The sequence below is a fragment of the Paraburkholderia ginsengiterrae genome (assembly GCF_001645125.1).
GTDB classification, from domain to species: domain Bacteria; phylum Pseudomonadota; class Gammaproteobacteria; order Burkholderiales; family Burkholderiaceae; genus Paraburkholderia; species Paraburkholderia ginsengiterrae.
Window position 1 is genome coordinate 39,354 of the sequence record NZ_LXKA01000121.1, and the last position, 14,921, is coordinate 54,274.

Annotated in this window: 11 protein-coding genes; 6 read left to right on the forward strand and 5 right to left on the reverse strand. The window is 65.4% G+C overall.

Annotated features, from left to right (window positions below; genetic code table 11):
- Positions 1 to 5: 5 nt before the first annotated feature.
- Genes A6V37_RS10575 through tagF form a run of 3 tightly spaced genes read left to right on the forward strand, consistent with a single transcriptional unit; the run spans position 6 to position 5,711 of the window.
- Entirely contained in the window at positions 6 to 1,346 is a 1,341-nt protein-coding gene (locus A6V37_RS10575) for a DotU family type VI secretion system protein (protein WP_064285975.1), read from the forward strand.
- Between the two features lie 52 nt (positions 1,347 to 1,398).
- Positions 1,399 to 4,986, forward strand: a complete 3,588-nt coding sequence (gene tssM / locus A6V37_RS10580; protein ID WP_064268131.1) for a type VI secretion system membrane subunit TssM — start codon at positions 1,399 to 1,401, stop codon at positions 4,984 to 4,986.
- Positions 4,983 to 5,711: a type VI secretion system-associated protein TagF gene (tagF, locus tag A6V37_RS10585; RefSeq protein ID WP_064268130.1), complete on the forward strand. Its 729-nt coding sequence runs from the start codon at positions 4,983 to 4,985 to the stop codon at positions 5,709 to 5,711. The genes tssM and tagF overlap by 4 nt, the downstream gene beginning before the upstream one ends.
- Before the next feature lie 26 nt (positions 5,712 to 5,737).
- Here tagF and A6V37_RS10590 read toward each other — a convergent pair whose 3' ends face one another.
- From A6V37_RS10590 to A6V37_RS10605, 4 genes are all read right to left on the reverse strand, one after another.
- Positions 5,738 to 6,589, reverse strand: coding sequence for a PP2C family protein-serine/threonine phosphatase (locus tag A6V37_RS10590; protein ID WP_064268129.1), 852 nt, complete (start codon positions 6,587 to 6,589; stop codon positions 5,738 to 5,740).
- A 281-nt stretch (positions 6,590 to 6,870) separates the two neighbouring features.
- Positions 6,871 to 8,001, reverse strand: a complete 1,131-nt coding sequence (locus tag A6V37_RS10595; RefSeq protein ID WP_064268128.1) for an acyl-CoA dehydrogenase family protein — start codon at positions 7,999 to 8,001, stop codon at positions 6,871 to 6,873.
- A 12-nt stretch (positions 8,002 to 8,013) separates the two neighbouring features.
- A complete protein-coding gene (locus tag A6V37_RS10600) occupies positions 8,014 to 9,222 on the reverse strand; it encodes an acyl-CoA dehydrogenase family protein (protein ID WP_064268127.1) in 1,209 nt (402 codons plus the stop codon).
- Positions 9,223 to 9,302: 80 nt separating this feature from the next.
- Entirely contained in the window at positions 9,303 to 11,435 is a 2,133-nt protein-coding gene (locus A6V37_RS10605; RefSeq protein WP_064285976.1) for a 3-hydroxyacyl-CoA dehydrogenase NAD-binding domain-containing protein, read from the reverse strand.
- A gap of 153 nt (positions 11,436 to 11,588) precedes the next feature.
- On the opposite strand from A6V37_RS10605, the gene A6V37_RS10610 reads away from it, so the two are divergent.
- From A6V37_RS10610 to A6V37_RS10620, 3 genes are all read left to right on the forward strand, one after another.
- Positions 11,589 to 12,497, forward strand: coding sequence for a LysR family transcriptional regulator (locus tag A6V37_RS10610; protein WP_064268125.1), 909 nt, complete (start codon positions 11,589 to 11,591; stop codon positions 12,495 to 12,497).
- A 117-nt stretch (positions 12,498 to 12,614) separates the two neighbouring features.
- Positions 12,615 to 12,797: a hypothetical protein gene (locus A6V37_RS10615; RefSeq protein WP_064268124.1), complete on the forward strand. Its 183-nt coding sequence runs from the start codon at positions 12,615 to 12,617 to the stop codon at positions 12,795 to 12,797.
- Positions 12,798 to 12,844: 47 nt separating this feature from the next.
- The gene (locus tag A6V37_RS10620) at positions 12,845 to 13,225 is read left to right on the forward strand and encodes a DUF5594 family protein (protein ID WP_064268123.1); all 381 of its coding nucleotides are present in this window, start codon (positions 12,845 to 12,847) and stop codon (positions 13,223 to 13,225) included.
- A 91-nt stretch (positions 13,226 to 13,316) separates the two neighbouring features.
- Here A6V37_RS10620 and A6V37_RS10625 read toward each other — a convergent pair whose 3' ends face one another.
- Positions 13,317 to 14,897: a methyl-accepting chemotaxis protein gene (locus A6V37_RS10625; protein WP_064268122.1), complete on the reverse strand. Its 1,581-nt coding sequence runs from the start codon at positions 14,895 to 14,897 to the stop codon at positions 13,317 to 13,319.
- Positions 14,898 to 14,921: the final 24 nt, after the last annotated feature.

Consider the following 14,921-nt stretch of genomic DNA (forward strand, 5'->3'; position numbering starts at 1 on the left):
CGATCATGAGTCGAGACGACATGGCCGCGGAGCAGGCCGCCACCTTTCTGGTGCCGCGTCCCGGCGGCAAGGGCGCCGCGCCCAACGCCAACACCCCCAACCCGGCGCCGGAAGCGCCGCCTGCGCCGACCTCGCGGCATGCGCCGGCTGAAGTGCCCATGTCCGGCGCGATCCACACCAGCGGGATCAATCCGCTGCTGCGCGCGGCCAACCCGTTGCTCGATCTGATCGTGCCGCTGCGCCATATGTCGACGCACTCCGATCTGGAAGACCTGCGCCAGCGCCTGGTGGACGGCGTGCGCCGGTTCGAGAGCGAGGCGCGCGAGGCCAATCCAGGTCTCGAAGCGTTGTCGGCCGCGCGTTACGCGCTGTGCACGTTCCTCGACGAGACCGTGTCGAGCACACCGTGGGGCGGTGGCGGCGCGTGGTCGGGGCGCAGCCTGCTGATCCTGTTTCATAACGAGGCGTCGGGCGGCGAGAAGTTCTTTCTGATCCTGCAACGGCTTGCACAGGACCCGCGCGCGAACCTCGACGTGCTCGAACTGATGTACGTCTGTCTCGCGCTCGGCATGGAAGGGCGCTACCGCCTGATCGAAGGCGGCCGCGCGCAACTCGACGTCCTGCGCGAACGGCTGCTGGCAATGATTCGCGAACGACGCGGACCGGTCGAGCGGGACCTGTCGCCGCATTGGCAAGGCGTCGTCGACAAGCGCAATCCGCTGATGCGCCTGCTGCCGCTGTGGGTGCTCGCCGCACTGACCGGCGTGATCCTGATGGCGCTGCAACTGGCGTTCTCGATCAGCCTGAACCGCGCGTCCGACCCGGTGTTCGCCGCCTTGCACGGCGTCAAGACCGCGGTTGCCGAACCCGCGGCTCTGCGCAAGGCGGTGCCGTCCATCGAGCCCGCCAAGCCGCGTCTTGCGGCGTTCCTCGCACCGGAGATCGCCCAAGGGTTGGTTAGCGTGGCCGATTCGCCCGGCAAGTCGGTCATCACGTTGCATGGCGACGGCATGTTCAGTTCCGGCAGCGCGGATGTATCGAGCGGTTTCTATCCGCTGCTCAACCGGATCGGCGATGCGTTGAAGACGGTGCCCGGGCGCGTGGTGGTCGCAGGGCATACGGACGATCAGCGCATCGTGTCGGCGCGCTTTCCGTCGAACTGGCATCTGTCGCAAGCGCGGGCCGAGGCGGTCAAGCAGGTGCTCGCCGCCCGCACAGGTACGCCCGATCGCTTCGTAGCAGAAGGGCGCGGCGACACCGAGCCGCTCGTGCCGAACGACAGCGCCGCGAACCGCGCGCGCAACCGGCGTGTGGATGTGACGGTCTTTGCATCGGGGGCGCCGTGAACGCGGCATGCGCAGTGTCTTTTTCGTTCCACCTTTCGCCGGGTCATCTGTCATGAAACGACTCTTTAGCTGGCTGACCCGGGCTTGGGTGCTCGCGTTCTTCGGCGCGCTCGCGCTGTCGCTGATAGTCTGGATAGATGGGCCGCTCGTGGCGTTCAACGGGCATGCGCCGCTCGAATCCGCGTCGAGCCGTTTGACCTTGATCGCGATTATTTTCGTGCTGTGGGCCGGGTTCTTTATCGTCAAATGGCTGATTGGAAGGCTGGCCAATCTGAAGCTCATGCAGAGCGTGGCGGCTCAGCCTGCTGCGGCTGCCGATGCCGATGCCGCAAACGCGGCGGGTGCGGCGGGCGCTTCGACGCCCGGCAACACACGCACGAGTGCCGAAGTGGCGGCACTCAACCAGCGCTTCCAGGAAGCGCTCGCCGTGTTGCGCCAGGCGCGCGGCGGGCGCCGCTTCGGCGGCCAATATCTGTATCAGACGCCGTGGTACATGTTCGTCGGCGCGCCGGGTGCCGGCAAAACGACCGCGCTGGTCCATTCGGGCCTGAAATTTCCGCTCGCCGACAAGTTGGGCAGGGAGGCGATTCGCGGCATCGGCGGCACGCGCAACTGCGACTGGTGGTTCACCGACGAAGCCGTGCTGCTCGACACGGCAGGCCGCTACACCACGCAAGACAGCGATAGCGAAGCCGACAAGGCGGCGTGGACCGGCTTCCTGCAACTGCTGAAGAAGTACCGTCGGCGCCGGCCGATCAACGGCGTGATCGTCGCCGTGTCGGTGGCCGATCTGTTGCGGCAGACCGAGGCCGATCGCAAGCAGCAGGCGCAGTCCATTCGCGAGCGGATCAAGGAGTTGCACGAGCGCCTCGGCATCCGCTTCCCCATTTATGTGCTGGTCACCAAGTGCGATCTGCTGGCGGGTTTCGTCGAGTTCTTCGACGACCTTGGCCGCGATGAACGCGCGAGCGTGCTGGGCATGACGTTTCCGGTGGCCGAGGCGGCCAGCGTGGATCAGCTGCTGAGTGCGTTCCCCGCCGAATTCGATGCGCTGGAAGCGCGTTTGCAGACGCGTGTGCTCGATCGTCTGCAAGCAGAGCGGGACGTTCGGCGGCGCGCGTTGATCTATGGTTTTCCGCAGCAACTGGCGTCGTTGCGCGATCTGCTGGGCGGCTTTCTGGGCGACGTGTTCCAGTCGAGCCGCTACGAGGAAAACGCGTTGTTGCGCGGCGTGTATTTCACGAGCGGCACGCAGGAAGGCAGCCCGATCGATCGCGTGATGGGCGCGCTCGCGGCGAGCTTCGGCGTCGACCGTCAGGTGCTGGTCGCGAATACCGCGAGCGGCCGGAGCTATTTCATCACGCGGCTGTTGCGCGACGTGCTGTTCCAGGAGTCGGGCCTCGCGGGCGCGGACCTGCGCGTCGAGCGCCGTCGCGCATGGCTGCAGCGAGGTGCTTGGGTGCTGGCCGCGGTGCTGATCTTGTTGGTTGCGGCCGGTCTCATCACGAGTTATGTGAGGAACAAGGCTTATGTGAACGAGGTGTCGTTGCAGGTCGCGTCGATCGATGCGCAGGCGCGCAACCTCGTACCCGACGCGGGCGTGGCGAGCGTGCTGCCGCTGCTCGATGCGGCCCGTGCGATACCCGGCGGTTACGCGGACCGTATGGGCGGTGCGCCGTTTCTGATGACCATGGGCCTGTATCAAGGCGACAAGCTCGGCTCGGCCGCGCAAGCGCTGTATCAGCGGCTGTTGCGTCAGACGCTGCTGCCGCGCCTCGTCGGCCGTCTCGAGGACCAACTGCGGCGTGGCGATGCCAACAATCCGCAGTACCTGTACGAGACGTTGCGGGTCTACCTGATGCTGGGCGATCCGCGCCATTTCGACGCCGACTCGGTGGCGGGCTGGGCCGATTACGACTGGAGCCGCAATCTCGCCGGCCGTCTGACCGACGACCAGCGCAAGGATTTGTCCGCGCACATGGCCGCGCTGCTCGAGCATGTCGAGGACGACGGCCCGGTGACCCTCGACGGCGATCTGGTTGCCTCGACGCGCGCGGCGCTCGCGCGGGTTCCGCTGCAACAGCGGGTCTATGCGTCGCTGCTGCGCGGTCTGCAACGCACGGGTTTGCCGGACGTGTCGCTGGCGAGCGCGGCCGGACGGGACGCGGCGCTCGTGTTCGTGCGCAAGAGCGGCGAACCGTTGACGCGCGGTGTGCCGGGGCTCTATACCCGCGATGGCTACCGGCAGTTCCTCGCGCATCGCGATCTCGCGGTGGCCGGTGTCGTCAAGGACAACTGGATTCTCGGCAAGGACGAGGCAGTCACCGATCCCGCGGCGATCGAGCAATTGAATGCTCAGGTTCTCGAACTGTATTACGACGACTATATCCGGCGCTGGGACGCGTTTCTGTCCGATGTCGGCATTGTGCCGTTCCGCGATCTCGATCAGGCGGCGCGGGTGGTGAACCTGCTCGCGCAGCCCACCTCGCCGCTGAAAAAATTCCTCGTCACGGCTACCAACGAAACCACGCTCTCCGGCGTGAAGCAGGGGAGCCTCGTCGACTCGGCGAAAAGCAAGCTCGACAGCGTCAAGCAGAAACTCGAGAGCGCGCTCGCTTCCGCCGACGACGCCGCGCCGGCCACCGCGGCCGCGCCGGTGCAGAATCCGGTCGATCTGCATTTCGAGGCCCTGCATCAAATGGCGGCGGCGGGCGCGGGCGGCGTGTCACCGCTGGATGCACAACTTGCTTCGCTTAACGAAGTATTCGTCTACCTCGATGCCGCCAACACCGCGAGGCGTCAGGGCGCGCCCGCGCCGGCGTCGGATGCGCTGACGAAGCTGAAGCAGGGCGCCGAAGGCAAACCCGCGCCGCTCGCCGCCATGCTGACGGGGGTGGCGGATTCGGGTTCGTCGCTGACGCTCGGCAGCGAACGCGGCAGGTTGAGTTCGCTATGGATCGCGAATGTAGCGTCGTTCTGCCATCAGGCCATCGACGGCCGTTATCCGCTCGTGCGCAACGCGGCGGATGCCGTGACCCAGGAAGACTTCGGCCGCGTGTTCGCGCCGGGCGGGTTGATCGACGACTTCTTCCAGCACAATCTGCTGCCGTACGTCGACACGTCGAGAACGCGCTGGACATGGCGTCCGTTCGGCAACGTGTCGCTCGGCATTCCGGACGATGTACTCGCGCAGTTCCAGCGTGCCGCGAAGATCCGCGATGCGTTCTTCGCGGGCGGCGGCAAGATGGCCTCGGCGCGCTTCGAGCTGAAGCCTGTCACGATGGACCCCGCCGTCACGCAATTTACGCTGGATCTCGACGGGCAGACGCTCACTTACGGCCACGGCCCGACGCGTTCGACGGCGTTCCAGTGGCCGGGCGGCAAGGTGTCGAGCACGGTGCGCGTCGACTTTGCGCCGCCGGGCGCGGCGGGCACGAGCGGCTACTCGACGGACGGCCCGTGGGCATGGTTCAGGATGATCGACAAGGGCGTGCTGGAGCCGACCGCGCAGCGCGACCGCTATAACCTGACGCTGGATCTGGACGGCCGGAAGGTCACGCTCGAGCTGCGCGCGAGCAGCGTAGTGAATCCGTTCAACCTCGACGCGCTGACCCAGTTCCGCTGTCCGGCAAAGCTATGAACGCCACGTTCGATACACCCGGTTTCTTCGGCAAGGCGGTCACGCATGGGGACTTTCTGTCGCGCCGCTTGCCCGCCGATTTTCTCGACGCCTGGGACGAGTGGCTACAGCGCGGGCTGCACGCGAGCCGTCAACGTCTGCGTGAAACCTGGCTGGCTGCGTATCTGACCAGTCCTGTATGGCGTTTCGCGGTGGGACGGCATGTGTGTGGCGAACGGGCGTGGGCAGGCGTGATGATGCCTGGCATGGACCGCGTCGGGCGCTATTTTCCGTTGACTATAGCCGCGGGCTGCGACGCGGAATTCGATCTTGCGGACTGGCTCGGTGTGAGCGGTGCGTGGTACGACCGTCTCGAAGAACTTGCACGTTCGACGCTCGACGAACGATTTCAGGTCGATGCGCTCGACGCGTCGCTTGAAGAGTTGATCGCGCCTGCCGTGCTGATGGCAAGCGACGTCTACGCCGCGTTGTGCTACCCGCTCGGATCGATTTCGAACGACATGCTCACCGAAGCCGCTCGCAAGCTGACGCTGGATCAGGCCGCTTCAGGCTTGCGTCGACGCAGTTGCTGGTGGAGCGAGGGCGCCGAGTCGGCCGGATGTGTGCTGCTGTCGTGTCCCGGACTGCCCGATGAGCAGCGCTTCTGCGCGCTCATCGACGCGGGATGGCAGGAGTCCGGTTGGCGTGTGTTGAGCGAAGAGAGGGCGTTGCCGCCGGCCTGGTGAACTGGCAAGGTGTCAGCGTCCCGGCGCTACGCGTCGAACCACACCAGCACGACGGTGACGTTGTCCTTGCCGCCGTGCTGCTTGGCAAGCTCCACGAGTTGCGCGCTGCACGCGGCGAGCGACTCCGGCGCGGTTTGGCGCAACACGTCGGCGATCTGGTTGTCGGCGAGCATGCCGTGCAGACCGTCCGAGCACAGCAGATAAAGATCGCCAGGCCTCGCGGTGAGACGGTGCACCTCCGGCTCCACCAGCGGCGACGGACCGATGGCCTGCAGCAACTCGTTGCGTGCCGGCAGATTGATGGTGATGCCCGCTTCGAGCGCCTGCTGATAGAGCGTCTGATCGCGTGTGATCTGCAGCATGCGGCCCTCGCGCCAGCGGTACAGGCGGCTGTCTCCGACATGAAACGCCACCATCGTCGCCGTGTTCGGCTGGCGCCAGAGGCCGGTCATGGTCGTGCCCATGCCGCGCCCGTCCGCGCGCCTGTCGCTGAGGTTCATTGCATACAGATGGTCGTTGACGTGTTCGACCGCGCGCGTTGTGGCGGTGACCACCGGGTGCGGTGCCTGCGGCGCGGTGCCGTCGGACTTGACCGAATAGCGGCCGGGCAGGGTGGCGTCCGGGTCCTCGCGCGGGCCGGACGCAAACGCGTGCGGGTCGAGTTCCGCGATGCATTGATGCATCAGCACCAGCGCCTCGGCACTGGCGACTTCGCCGGCATCGTGACCGCCCATGCCGTCGCAGACGATGGCGAGGCCAAGCGCTTCGTCGATCAGGAAACCGTCTTCGTTGTTGCGGCGCACGAGTCCAATGTCGGACAGGCCGAATGCATAGCCCGTGGCGAGCCGGTAGGTCTGACTGGACGAAGTGGCTTTCAAGTGGGTCGTGGCGGTTGTGCTTCGATTCAGTGCGCGGCCATAAAGGCGGACGTAGCGAAAAACACCGTATTTCAGGCCATTATCCATGAACCCTTACCGGCGTCAACTTAGGACCCGGAAACGCTTGGGGAACGTTGGGTCCCTAGGGTGTGTGGCGGTGAGGTGTCGACGTTGTGAGGCGCTGGGCTCATGCCTAAGGCGGTTGGACTGTTGCTGCCGTCGGGCGGCATGAGGAAGACTCACGCCGCCCGGACGCCTTGCGCGTGATTGACTCGTGTGGCTTACTCGCGTCCCAGCGCGGCAAACCGTTCGAGATGATGATCCTCATCGCCAAGCTGATGATCGATCATCACGAGGCGCTTCGCGTAGTGAGCGAGCGGCAGCTCCCACGTCATGCCGATCCCGCCGTGCAATTGAATGCACTCCTCCGCCACGAGCGTGCCGATTCGCCCAATACTGTATTTCGCCGCCGACACCGCGCGCTCCCGCACCTTGCGCTCGGCGCCCAGCGCCGCGGCCGCGTTGATGACCGCCGAGCGTGCCTGCTCGATTTCGAGCAGCAGATCGGCCATGCGATGCTGCAACGCCTGGAAGCTGCCGATCGGCACGCCGAACTGCTTGCGCGTGCGCAGATATTCGAGCGTGTGGTCTTTCGCTACATCCATCGCGCCAACCGCTTCGGCGCACAGTGCCAGCACGCCGCAGCCCGTTGCGTACTCGAGCGTGGCAAAACCTTCGCCTGCGCTGCCGAGCAATGCGTCGTCGTTGAGCGTGACGTTCTCGAACGTCACCTCGGCGGCACGGCCGCCGTCGATCTTGCGATAGCCGCGCACACTGACGCCCGCCGCATCACGCGGCACGAGAAAGAGCGTGACGCCATCTTGCGCATCGGCATCGCCGCTCGTGCGCGCCGAGACCAGAAAGAGTGACGCGTGCTCGCCATGCTGAACTACCGCTTTCGCGCCGTTCAGCTGCCATGTGTTGCCGCTGCGCTCGGCACGCGTGGTCACACGGGCCAGCTCGTAGTGAGATTCGGGTTCACCATGCGCGAGCGCGACGATGCGCGAGCCTTCCATCAATTCGCCGAGCACGGCCTTCTGCGCGTCATTGCCACTGCGCGCCACGGCGCGGCCGACGATCAGCGTATCGAGAAACGGCTCGACCACGAGACCGCGGCCTAGGCTCTCGAACACCACGGCAATGTCGAAGCCGGCGCCGCCAAAACCGCCGTCCGCTTCGTCGAACAACGCGCCGATAACGCCGAGCTCCGCGAAACGGCTCCAGAGATCCTTGCTGAAACCTTCCGCCGAGCACGCAATGCGGTCGCGCGCGTTGAAGTCGTATTGCTCGCCGATGAACCGGTTGAGCGTATCCGCCAGCATGCGGCGGTCTTCGGTGTGCTGGAAATTCATGAGGTGCGCCCCTTACAGTCCCAGGATCATTTTGGAAATGATGTTCTTCTGGATTTCGTTCGAGCCGCCGAAGATCGACAGCTTGCGGTTGTTGAAGTAAATCGACGCGGCGCTCGCGGCTCCGTCGGGGCCGATTTGCTCACCCTCGTAGCCGTCATGCATGGCTTCTTCGATAAACGGCTGTGCGTACGGACCCATCGCGCGGCGCATGAGCGACGAGATTTCCTGACGGATCTCGGTGCCGCGAATCTTCAGCATCGAACTTTCGGCACCCGGCACGCCGCCGCCGGCCACCGCCGCGATCACACGCAGATTGGTGGTCTTCATGTTCTCGAGATCGATTTCGACGCGCGCCATGCGTGCTGCGAACGCCGGATCGTCGGCGAGCGGCCGGCCATTGCGGCGCTGTTTCGCGGCGACCTTTTGCAGCCGCTTAAAGGCTGCCACCGAGAAGCCGACGCCCGCGATATTGGTGCGCTCATACGTGAGCAGATACTTTGCGTAAGTCCAGCCCTTGTTCTCTTCGCCGACGAGGTTCTCGACCGGCACGCGCACGTCGGTGAAAAACACTTCGTTGACTTCGTGCTCGCCGTCGAGCGTGATGATCGGCCGCACTTCGATGCCCGGCGTATTCATGTCGATCAGCAGAAAGCTGATGCCTTCCTGCTTGCGCGTGTCGGTTGCGCTGCGCACGAGGCAGAAGATCATGTTCGCGAAGTGGCCGAGCGTGGTCCACGTCTTCTGGCCGTTGACGATGTAGTGCTCGCCTTGCGCATCTGTGCCGCGCACGGCGGTAGTCTTTACCGAGGCGAGATCGGAGCCGGCGCCCGGTTCCGAATAGCCCTGGCACCACCAGTCCGAACCATCGAGGATGCGCGGCAGCCAATAGCGCTTTTGCGCCTCGCTGCCGTACTTGATCAGCACCGGTCCGAGCATGTTGACGCCGAACGGCACAATACGCGGCGCGCCGGCCAGTGCGCATTCGTTTTCGAAAATGAATTTCTGCACGGCGTTCCAGCCCGGGCCGCCGTACGCTTCGGGCCAGTGATTGGCGAGCCAGCCCTTCTCGTTGAGAATCGCGTGCCACTCGGCCATATCGGCGCGGGTGAGACGGCGGCCGCCGTGCACCTTGTCGGACAGACGCGAGGGCAACTTGTCGCGCAAAAACGCCAGTACTTCGGCGCGGAAGGCTTCTTCTTCAGGAGTGAAGTTCAGATCCATGGCTGGTTCTTCCGTAGAGAGTGAATGGACCGGTGCGGGTGATACGCGGCCGGTCGCGATGTGCTTGATTTCAGACTGTCTCAGGTCGTTTCGTTCAGGCTCGCGAAATCCGCGCCGCGTTCCACCAGTTCGACGAGCAGCGGCGACGCTTTCCAGAAGATCGGGTCTTCCTTCGCGAACTCGCGAATGTCCGCGAGAATCTTCGGCAGGCCGACGCTGTCCGCGTACTTCATCGGACCGCCGCGATAGCGCGGAAAGCCGTAGCCGTACAGGAAAGTCACGTCGACATCCAACGGCCGCAGCGCGATGCGTTCATGCACGACGTTGGCGCCTTCGTTGATCATCGCAGCCATGTAGCGGCGCATGATTTCTTCGTCGGTGAAGCTGCGCGGCGTGATGCCGGCGCGCGTGCGTTCGGCCTCGATAATCGCTTCGACCTCCGGATCGGGCGCGCCGCTGCGCGAACCTTCGGGGTACAGATAAAATCCGCGGCCGGTTTTCTGGCCGAACCAGCCGCGCTCGCACAGGCGGTCGGCGATCTGCACGTAGCGCGCGGCGGGATTGCGCGTGGCCGCGCGGCGCTTGCGCGTGGCCCAGCCGATGTCGCCGCCCGCCAGGTCGACCACCTGGAACGGTCCCATCGGAAAGCCGAAGGCGCGCACGGCCGCATCGATCTGATAGGGCGACGCGCCGTCTTCCATCATCGCGTCCGCGGCGGTGCGGTACACGGCCAGCACGCGGTTGCCGATGAAGCCGTCGCACACGCCCGCGCGTACCGGCGTCTTGCGCAGCTTCTTCGCGAGTTCGAAGGCGGTGGCCACCACGTCGGCGCTGACCTGCTTCGGAACCACCACTTCCAGCAGTTTCATGATGTTGGCGGGCGAGAAGAAGTGCAGGCCGATCACATCCGCCGGGCGCGAGATGCTCGCGGCAATCGCGTCGATGTCGAGGTACGACGTGTTGGTCGCGAGCACGGCGCCAGCTTTGCAGACGCGGTCGAGTTCGGCGAACACGGCCTGTTTTACCGCGATGTCTTCGAACACGGCCTCGATCACGAGATCGGCGCCGGCAAGCGCGTCGTAGGAGGTGCTGCCGCTCCAGCGCGCCATCACGGCGGCTTTCTTCTCTTCGCTCAGGCGGCCTTTGGCGATCAGGCCGTCGTAGACCTTTTCGATGTGGGCGCGGCCGCGCGCGAGCGAGGCGTCGTCGCGTTCGATCATCGTCACCGGCAAGCCGGCGTCGAGCACCGCGACGGCAATGCCCGCGCCCATCGTGCCGCCGCCCACCACGCCGATGCTGTTCAGCGCGCGCGGTTTGGCAGCGCGCGTTTCGGGCGCCTTGAGCACTTCGCGTTCGGCGAAGAATGCGTGAATCAAACCGGCGCGCTGCGGACTGTCGAGACACTCGAGGAACAGTTTGCGTTCGAGCCGCAGACCGTCGTCGAAAGGCTGTTCGATGGCGGCTTCGACGGCCTCGACGATTTTCAGCGGCGAGAACAGGCCGCGTGATTTTTTCGCGGTGTCGGCGCGTGCCGCGGCAACGGCCGCGAGGCTCGCGGCGCGGTCGCCGAGCGCCTTGGCTTCGCGTGTGCGGCGCACCGGCGCATGAGCGGCCAGCAGTTCGTGCGCGTACGCGAGGCCCTCGGCGAGGATATCGTCGCTGCCGCCCACACGGTCGACGAGACCGAGCGCAAGCGCTTCCTTCGCACTGGCGTGGCGGCCGCTGAGAATCAGGTCGAGCGCGGCCTGCGCGCCGATCAGACGCGGCGCGCGCTGCGTGCCGCCGGCGCCTGGCAGCAGGCCGAGTTGCACCTCGGGCAAGCCGAGCTTCGCGCCTTCGACGGCAATCCGGTAATGAGCAGCGAGTGCCACTTCCAGACCGCCGCCGAGCGCGGCGCCGTGAATCGCCGCCACCACCGGCTTCGTGCACGCTTCGATGCGGTTGCAGACGTCCGGCAGCGAAGGCGGCACCGGCGGCTTGCCGAACTCGCGGATATCCGCGCCGGCGATAAAGTTGCGCCCCGCGCCGAGGATCAGCACGGCTGCCACGGCCGGGTCCGCATCCGCGGCCTCGACGGCGGCGAGCAGACCGCGCCGCACGTCGGCGGACAAGGCGTTCACGGGGGCGTGATCGATGGTCACCAGCAGTACCTTGCCGCGCAACTCGCGCGTTACAACGTCGACGGCGGCGTCGGCCGAAGGGGTGGGGCTCATGAGGTCGTCTCCTGACTGCGATCGGGGTGTGATGGGGCGCATGCGAGGCATGCCGGGTCTGGCGGATTCTGCGATTGTGGTTCGGTCAAGGTTTATTGACAATCACATGAACCGTTGACAGACTGTCAAAGTTTCTTTGACAAAGGCGGCGCCATGGACGTCAATTCCCTGACCTTGCTGGTGGACATCCTGGACGCGGGCAACCTCAGCGAAGCCGCACGCCGCCTGAAGATGAGCCGCGCGAACGTGAGCTACCACCTGAACCAGCTGGAACGGTCGATCGGGCTGCAACTGGTCAGGCGCACCACGCGCCGCGTCGAGCCGACCGAAATCGGACTCGAGCTCTACGAGCACGGCCGCACGATCCAGAATGCGCTGCTCGCGGCGCGCGAATCCGTCACGGCGCTCGGCCAGAGTCTGCGAGGGCGCGTCCGCCTGAGTGTGCCGAGCGGCTACGGGCAGCTGGTCATGTCGGATTGGCTGATCGCGTTCAAGCGGCTTTATCCGGAAATCGTGCTGGACGTGGTGTTCGAGAACCGCGTCGAGGATCTCGTGCGCGACGAGGTCGATATCGCGGTGCGCGTGATGTCCGAGCCGCCGGAAAATCTGGTCGCGCGCGACATGGGGCCGGTGCGGTACGTGGCGTGCGCGTCGCAGGCCTTTGCCGAGCAGCACGGCATGCCGCTCCAGCTGGACGACCTGCGCACGGCGCCGCTGATTACGGCGACAGTGGTCGGCAAGCAGTTGCGCCTTGCCGCCTACTTGCGCGACGAGCGGCACGAGGTGCTGCTGGAGCCGGCCATCATCTCCGAGAATTTTCTGTTCCTTCGCCAGGCGGTGCTCGCGGGTCTCGGCGTGGGGCTCGTGCCGGACTACGTGGTGCAGGACGATCTGCGCCGCGGCGAGGTGGTGACCACGCTCGACGAATGGCGGCTCAGCATCTACGGCACGCACATGTATATGGTGTACATGCCGAACCGGCATCACACGCGTGCGGCTGCGACGTTCATCGAATTCATTCTTCAGCAGGCACACGGCAGCGGGCGAGGGGACGCTGCCTGACCCCGACCTTGACCCTGACCCTGACTCGCTTGCGATAAACGCTAATTGCGCCTCGCTTGAATATGCTTTGACAATAAGGCAGGGGCTGTTTCACAAAAGGGGTCGGGGAGACATGAGATGAAAGGGATCATCGGACTGCTTGCCGTGCTGGCACTCGCCATAGTGGTTGTTCTGATCTCACGCTTACCGTCCGAAACGGCGATTCGCTTTGCCGGCTATGCGGCGACCGCCGCGTTTGCCGCGCTCGTCGGTTTTGTGCTGCGCCGGCGTGCCGGGCATCGAGCGAAACAGCCGGATTAGCGCATGCTACGATGCTTCGCTGATCGCGCATAACGCCGGAGACATGGATGCGTCCTGAGAGTGCCACTCGTTTTGATGAGCAGTTTGCGCCTCGTATCGCCGAGGCGATTGCCGCGTGCTTCGCTACCACCGTGCATACCGACGTGCTGCCGTACGGCGGCCACGGGCATCCCACGCGCGTGCGGATTCATGCGTCGCCCGTTGAAGGCTTGGGGCAGTATCCGCATCCGCTGAATCTGTACCTGACCTGGGACAGCGACGAGATCGAAAGACTGATGGGGGCGGAGGGGCCGGCGCGTTTCGCCGGCTATCTCGCCGCGCTGCCGCGCAAGCTCGCGGCATGGACGCGTGCGCGCGAACTGGATTTTGTGGCGCACACCCAGGCCGATCCTGTGGCTTTGATCGGCGGGCTCGACTTCGAGAGTTAAGTGTTAAGCGCTAAGCGTTAAGCGGCGCATTGCACGCCGCGCGCACGCAGCCTGATCGAAGCGCCGTGCACAGAAGCACGGCGCCGGTTCTTCAGGCCGCGGCGCCCAGCCGGAAGAAACTCACGCTCTGCACGAGTCCCGACGCCTTGCTCTGCACCGCATCCGCCGCCGCGGCCGCCTGCTCGACAAGCGCCGCGTTGCTTTGCGTCACCTGATCCATCTGCGTGACGGCATCGTTCACTTCCGCAATCCCCGTTGCCTGATCGACGCTCGCCGTCGCGATCGATTCGACGATGCGCGTCACGCTGCCGGCGCTTTCCACCACGCCGTTCATGGTGTGGCTCGCGTGATGAATCAGTTGCGTGCCGGCGTCGATGGTGGCGGCCGACTCGCGAATCAGCGTCTTGATCTCGTGTGCGGCGTCGGCGGAACGTTGCGCGAGACTGCGCACTTCGCTTGCCACCACGGCGAAACCGCGCCCTTGCGTGCCGGCGCGTGCGGCCTCGACCGCCGCGTTGAGCGCAAGAATATTGGTCTGCGCCGCGATCGCTTCCACCACCGCGATGATGTCGACGATGCGCCTGGAAGACTCGTTGATCTGACCCATCGTGCGCACGGCATCGCTCATGACGGTGCCGCCTTCGCGCGCGGCTTGCGCCGCCGTTTGCGCGAGCGCGGTGGCTTCGCGCGCGTTGGCGGCGTTGCGCTGAACCGAATCCGTGAAATGCTGCATCGAGGCAGCGGTTTCTTCGAGCGACGCCGCCTGCTGTTCCGTGCGCGCGGACAGGTCGAGATTGCCCGCGGCGATTTCCTGCGTGGCCGTCGAAATCGTATGCGCGCCTTCACGAATCTCGCTGACGATATGCCGCAAGCGATGATTCATGTCGTTCAACGCGAGGAGCAACTGGCCGGTTTCGTCCTGGCTCACGACTTCCACGTCGGCACGCAGATCGCCAGCCGCGACCGCTTGCGCGACGCCGACCGCCTGCCTGACCGGCACTGTGATGCTGCGGCTGAGAAACCAGACCGCAAACGCGCCGACGCCAAGCGACGCGGTCACGACCGTCAGCAGCAGCACCGAGGCAATCGTGTACGCACGCTCGGCGGCTTCGCGCGTGCGTTCGTTGGACTCCTGCGCCTGCTGCATGACGGCGGCGACGATGCCGTCGATCGCGGTGGTGGGGGCGCGGTCGATGCCTTTGACGAGACCGTCCACCACGTGCGCGGTGTTCGGATCGGCGGCGTCGTAGTTTTTGAGCGCGTCGAGGTAGCTGTCTTGCAGCGAGGCGTGGGTGGCGATTGCGTTATCGACACCGTCGACGTTGGCACCCAGTGCGCTCAACTGATCCTTCAGGCGCAGCAGGGCGGCGTGCGTCGTGTCGCTTTCCTTGCCGAAGGCGCCACGGTACTTGGCAAATGCAGCCGGATCGGCGCCGCGCAGCAGCAGGTCCTTCCATTCCTGCACCTGTTTCTTGAACTCGACCTGAGCGACGCGCGCCGTGTCGGCGGCTTGCGCATACTGGCTGAGCGTCTGCGCGGACTCGATTTGCAGCGCATGCGTATTCGACAACGCGCGCCAGCCTTCCAGGCCCACGATCATCGTCGCAGCGAGCAGCACCGCGCCGAGCAGCGCCAACTTAACGGCGATCTTCAGATTTCTATAGAACGTCACGGTGTTGCCCCGGCTATTGCGCTT